General features: G+C 53.8%; 1 protein-coding gene. It reads left to right on the top strand.

Going from position 1 to position 4,191, the window contains the following annotated elements:
• Positions 1-4,191 (top strand): non-ribosomal peptide synthetase (locus tag G9G54_RS24725; protein WP_165179930.1); only part of this gene is annotated, 4,191 nt, incomplete at both ends.

Raw genomic sequence — 4,191 nt, forward strand, 5'->3', positions numbered from 1 at the left:
GGGATCGAAAATATGGTGGGCTTGTTCATTAACACCATTCCAATACGTATCCGCAGTGGGGCTGAGGACACCTTTGCTGACATGATCAGAACGAATCAGCAGCAGGCGCTGACTTCTCAAGATTATGAAACGTATCCGCTATATGAAATTCAAGCCTTGAGCGAGCAAAAGCAAGACCTGATCAACCACATTATCGTGTTTGAAAACTATCCGGTGGAGGAGCAGGTCGAGCAACTTGGCGAAGGTGCAGCGTCGGATTTTGAAATTCGCAATGCTGGCATGATTGAACAAACCAACTATGATTTTAATCTGGTTGTCATGCCGCAGGAAGCGATGAAAATCCGATTTGAATACAATGCGAAGCGATATGATCGTGAAGCCGTTGAACGGATTCAGGGCCATCTGATACAGCTGTTGGAGCAGGTGGTGGCGAAGCCGGACATTCGAGTGCATGAGCTGGATATGGTAAGTGAGCCAGAGCGCGAGCAAATTCTCAGCGTATGGGGAAATACAGCTGCTGAGTATCCAAGCGAGCAAACGATTCATGGCTTGTTCGAGACACAAACGGCGCAGACACCGGAACAGCCAGCGTTGTTCTTCGAAGGAGAGCAGTTGACCTATCGCGAGCTGAATGAACGCGCCAATCGTCTGGCTCGTACCTTGCGTAGTCAAGGCGTGACGAAGGATCGATTGGTGGGTCTAATGACCGAGCGTTCGGTAGACTTGATCGTGGGGATCTTAGGCATTTTGAAAGCCGGGGGTGCATATGTGCCCATCGATCCGACGTATCCGGAGGAGCGTATCCGCTACATGCTGGACGACTCGGGTGCGAAGCTGCTATTAACGCAAAACCATCTGGTGGATAAAGTGGCTTTCGACGGTAACGTGCTGGTGCTGGATGAAGCACAGAGTGTGTATCACGAGGATGCTTCCAATCTGGAGTCGCTGTCTGGTCCAAACGATCTGGCGTATGTCATTTATACGTCGGGTACGACGGGGCAGCCGAAGGGCGTTATGGTGGAGCATCGTAATGTCGTACGTTTGGTGAAAAATACAAACTACGCGCAATTGGATGCCGACACGCGCATTTTGCAAACAGGGGCTGTTGTTTTCGATGCATCCACCTTCGAAATTTGGGGGGCGCTATTGAATGGTGGACAGCTGGTGCTAGTGAGCCAGGATGTCATTTTGGACGCACCCAAGCTTAAGGAAGCTGTGCGCAGCCACGGCATTACCACGATGTTTCTGACCACACCGCTCTTTAACCAGCTGTCCCAGCAGGATCTGACGCTGTTCGAGGGGATACGGGAACTGCTGGTCGGCGGTGATGTGATGTCCGTACCACATATGAACCGGGTGCTGGAGGCTCATCCATCCTTGCGGATCAGTAACATCTATGGCCCGACCGAAAATACGACCTTTTCCACAGTGCATGCGATCACTGGTATGCAATCGGAATCGGTGCCAATTGGTAGACCGATCCATAATTCAACAGTGTACGTCGTGGACCGTTCGATGCGGCTTCAACCCGTCGGGGTATGGGGTGAACTGCTGGTAGGCGGTGACGGGGTGGCACGTGGATACCGCAACCGTCCGGACCTGACGTCCGAAAAGTTCATCGACAGCCCGTTCCGCAGCCGAGAACGCTGCTATCGCACAGGCGACCTGGTACGCTTGAATGTGGACGGGACGCTGGAATATAAGGGACGGATCGACGCACAGGTGAAAATTCGGGGCTACCGGATCGAACTGGGCGAGGTAGAAACGCAGCTGTTGAAGCTGGAAGCGGTGCAAGAAGCTGTGGTCATCGCGCGTGAAGATGAGCAAGGGCAGAAGCAGCTCTGCGCTTATGTGGTCGCCGATGAGGAAGTTGTCGCAAGTAAGCTACGCAGCGATTTGAGCCAGAAGCTGCCGGGTTACATGATCCCTTCCTATCTGGTACAGCTGGAACAAATGCCGCTGACACCGAACGGTAAAATCGATCGCAAGGCTTTACCAGCACCAGAAGACAGCCTGCTAAGCGGAGCCGACTATGTTGCACCGCGGACGTGGGTGGAAGTGAAGTTGGCGCAAATCTGGCAGGATGTGCTGGGCCTGGCGCAGGTCGGCGTGAAGGAAAACTTCTTCGAGATTGGTGGACATTCACTGCGGGCGACGACGCTCGCCTCGAGGATTCACAAGGAGCTGAACAAGCCGCTTCCATTGCGCAGTATTTTTGAAGCACCAACGATTGAGCAATTGGCAGTCGTACTGGAACATCTGGATCAAGTAACCTATGCGTCCATTCCGGTAACGGAAGAACGCAACTTCTACCCCTTATCTTCGGCGCAAAAACGACTGTATGTGCTGCATCAGTTCGACCCGAATGATGTGAACTACAACATGCCGTCGGTGCTGCAAGTGAGCGGACCGCTGGATGTGAAACGGGTAGCAGACGCGTTCCGTCAATTAATCGCCCGTCATGCCACCTTGCGTACCCGCTTTGCACTGGTGGACAGTGAGCCAATGCAATGGATTGAGGACACCGTGCCGTTTGAAGTGGAATATACAAAGGTACAGGCAGAAGATACAACCACGGATACGGACACGATGGTCAGCCAGGAAGCACAAGAACGGGTGCGGCAGTTTGTACGTCCGTTCGATCTGCAAGCCGCTCCGCTGCTGCGGGTAGGCTTGGTAGATTTGGGTGTACAAGGAACCGAGCAGGAACCGCAGCATTTGCTCATGCTCGATATGCACCATATCGTCTCGGATGGTGTGTCCATGGGGGTACTGACCGATGAATTTGTCCGCTTATACGACGGTGAAGAGCTTTCGCCATTGCGTATACAGTACAAGGATTATGCGGTATGGCAGCAAAGCGAAGCCCATCAAGAGTGGATGCAACGTCAGGAAGCGTACTGGCTCGACACCTTCCGGGGTGAACTGCCTGTGCTGGATCTACCGACGGACTTTGCCCGTCCGTCGGTACGAAGTACGGCAGGCGATACGGTGGTGTTCGGGCTGGAGCGCGAAGCAAGCGAACGCCTGAAGGAACTGGCGGCGCACACAGGCTCGACGCTGTATATGGTGCTGCTGGCAGCGTACACCGCGCTCTTACACCAATACAGCGGGCAAGAAGATATTGTAGTCGGCACACCGATTGCAGGACGACCGCATGCAGATCTGGAGCCAATGATTGGGATGTTCGTCGGAACGTTGGCATTGCGGAACTATCCGACGGCAGAGCAAAGCTTCCGAAGCTACGTGGAGGATGTGAAGACGCGCGCCCTGCAAGCTTACGAGCACCAGGACTATCCGTTTGAGGAGCTGGTGGAAAAGCTGAACGTGAAACGGGATATGAGCCGCCATCCACTGTTTGATACGATGTTTACCCTGCAAACGACTGAGGAAGGCAAGCTGCAGCTGGCGGACCTGAGCTTCCGTCCATACGGCTTGGAACAAACGCCAGTCAAGTTTGATTTGATGATGGAGGCCAGTGAGGAAGAGGCAGGCATCCAGTTCGGATTGCAGTATGCAACCGCGTTGTATCAACAGGAAACCGTAGAACGGATGACACGCCACTTTATTCGTTTGGCCGAAGCGGTAGCGGCGAACCCGGATGCGAAGCTGGGTGAGTTGGAACTGATTACGGCGGAAGAAACCGCGCAGATTCTAGAGGTATTTAATGACCCGAACGCACATAGTGTGCGTTGTGCTGAACACAGACAGGTGCAAGGCCGTTCGCTCAGCGAACGCTTTGAAGAGCAGGCTGAGCACGACCCTGAGCGGATAGCAGTTGTGTCTGGAGTCACCGCGCTGACCTACACTGAGCTGAATGAGCGTGCGAACCAATTGGCTCGTGTGTTACGAGCCAAAGGGGTCGAAGCAGATCAACCGGTAGGGGTATTGCTGGAACGTTCTGCGGATATCCTGGTGAGCATTCTGGGGGTACTTAAGGCCGGAGGCGCGTATGTGCCGATGGATACGATGTATCCACAGGAGCGCATCGACTACATGCTCCAAGACAGTGGGGCCAAGGTCGTGATTACAAGCAGAGTTGCCAACCTGTCGCTCAGCTTGCCATCCACAGTTCGAGCTGTAGTCTTGGATGACGAGGACGTTCAAGCTCAACTGGGAGCACAGGATGCGAGCAATCTAATCCCTGTCGCCCGCCCGCATAACCTGGCCTATATGATTTACACGTCAGGT

This window comes from Paenibacillus sp. EKM212P (assembly GCF_011066115.1).
GTDB lineage: Bacteria > Bacillota > Bacilli > Paenibacillales > Paenibacillaceae > Paenibacillus > Paenibacillus polymyxa_B.